Origin of the sequence: Mesorhizobium sp. M7A.F.Ca.US.006.04.2.1 (assembly GCF_004022915.1) — a bacterium.
Lineage (GTDB): Bacteria > Pseudomonadota > Alphaproteobacteria > Rhizobiales > Rhizobiaceae > Mesorhizobium > Mesorhizobium ciceri.
Genome location: NZ_RZQA01001058.1, coordinates 1 through 1874, shown reverse-complemented (window position 1 = coordinate 1874; position 1874 = coordinate 1). Strand labels below are relative to the sequence as shown.

The 1874-nt window shown below is 66.1% G+C and carries 2 protein-coding genes; one reads left to right on the top strand and one right to left on the bottom strand.

The genetic code is table 11. The features are described from left to right. The first annotated feature begins 26 nt into the window (after positions 1–26). The gene (locus tag EN925_RS34175) at positions 27–758 is read left to right on the top strand and encodes a 3-keto-5-aminohexanoate cleavage protein (RefSeq protein WP_128337283.1); all 732 of its coding nucleotides are present in this window, start codon (positions 27–29) and stop codon (positions 756–758) included. A gap of 35 nt (positions 759–793) precedes the next feature. Here the strand turns inward: EN925_RS34175 and gcvA are convergent, their stop codons facing one another. After that, the gene (gene gcvA, locus EN925_RS34170) at positions 794–1696 is read right to left on the bottom strand and encodes a transcriptional regulator GcvA (RefSeq protein ID WP_127369120.1); all 903 of its coding nucleotides are present in this window, start codon (positions 1694–1696) and stop codon (positions 794–796) included. Between the last annotated feature and the right edge of the window lie 178 nt (positions 1697–1874).

Sequence of the window (1874 nt, the reverse complement as noted above, 5' to 3'; positions counted from 1 at the left end):
GCGGCCCCTTGCGCAAGGTGACATCGATGATCGTCCAGGCCTGCATCAACGGCGCGCGTCCGCGCGATTTCCACCCGAAGCTGCCGCTGACCGCCGAGGCAATGGCCAGCGATGCGGCAGCCTGCGTCGCCGCTGGAGCGGCCGAACTGCATATCCATCCGCGCGGCACCGACGGACGCGAAAGCCTGGCAGCCGTCGACGCCACGGTGCTGGCGGTGCGCCGGACCTGCCCGGGAACACTGGTTGGCGTGTCGACCGGCGCCTGGATCGAGAACGACGTCGAGCGGACCCGCGCGGCGATCGCCGGCTGGCGAGACCTGCCTGACTATGCTTCGGTCAACCTGTCCGAACCGGATGCGCCCGCCGTGATGGAGTTGCTGCGCCAGCGTGGTGTAGGCATCGAGACGGGGCTTGCCGTCGTCGCCGATGCCGAGCGCTTCGTAGCGCTTCCCGGCCACAACCAGGTGCTGCGCAATCTGATCGAGATCGACATCCCCGATCTGTCCGCTGCACTCGATGAAGCGCATGGCATCGCCGCCGTACTCGAGCGCGCCGGGGTACGGCAGCCGATCCTGCTGCATGGCGTCGACACGACTGTCTGGCCCCTCGTCGAGCTTGCGCATCGCCAGCGCTGGTCGACACGGGTCGGTCTGGAAGACGGCAAGACGCTCGCCGATGGCAGGACGGCCAAGGACAATGCGGAAATCGTCGCTGACGCCGTGGCGATCTTTCGCGGTGCGCCCGTCGTTGCCTCATAGGCAAGCGGCTTGACGTCTCCGTGCGTGCGAAGGTCTCACGACAAAGGTCGTCGCTCTCCAGCATCCAGCAACCATTGCCGCACGGCTTGCGTCGGCTCGGGATGGCGCTGTTTTCTCGGCATCACGACATAAAAATCCTGCGTGCCGCGCATTTCGCCGCTGACGGGCTGAACCAGACGGCCGGCGGCGAGGTCGGCGGCGACGAGAAAGCGGCTGGCCAGCGCAATGCCCTGGCCGGCCACCGCCGCGTCGATGGCGAGGCCGGTCTGGTTGAAGCGCATGCGTTTGAGTTCGGTCGTCATCTTCAGGCCGACCGCCTTTTCCGTGAATTCCGGCCACAGATTGTGGGCATCGTGCAGCAGTACGTGGTGCTGGATTTCGGAGGCCGCGATCTCGATCGCGCCGGCCGGCAGCAGGGCCGGGCTGCACACGGCGACGATCTGCTGGGGAAACAGCAGGTCGACGACCAGCCCGGCGCCGAAGGGTGGGCGGCCCTGCCTGACCGCGATGTCGACGCCATCGGCCTGGAAGCTCGACAGGCTTTCGCTGGCCAGTACGCGCAGGTCGACCAGCGGGTGGTGCGCGACGAAGTCGTGCAGTCTCGGGATAAGCCATTTGGTGGCGAAACTCGGCGTCACGCTGATCGTCAGCCGCGCCGGCTCGGGACGAAGCAGCAGCGTCGCCTCCGAGATCAGGTCGAAGGCGCGGCGGATGTTGGGGACATAGGCGCGGCCCTCATCGGTCAGCGCCAGGCCGCGCGGCAGCCGCTCGAACAGCTTCGTGCCGAGATCGGCCTCCAGCCCGCGAATGTGCTGGGCGACCGCCCCTTGCGTGACGTTGAGCTCTTCGGCCGCGATGCGGAAGTTGAGATGACGCGCCGAGGCTTCGAAGGCGCGCAGCGCATTCAACGGCGGCAAGCTGAGGAAGGTTTCGGGCATGCAGTAGTTTTTCTACAGGTTGATTTCAGGCATTCTGGTTCGAACCGACGGGGAAAACCAGCTATATCGACGCTCAACTCCCGAAAACACCGCTTGCGGTGCCCGCAAACCCTGAGAGGAAAATCCGATGAGTGTAGAAAAAGTAGCTGTGGTGGTGGCCGGCGGCAGCGGCATGGGG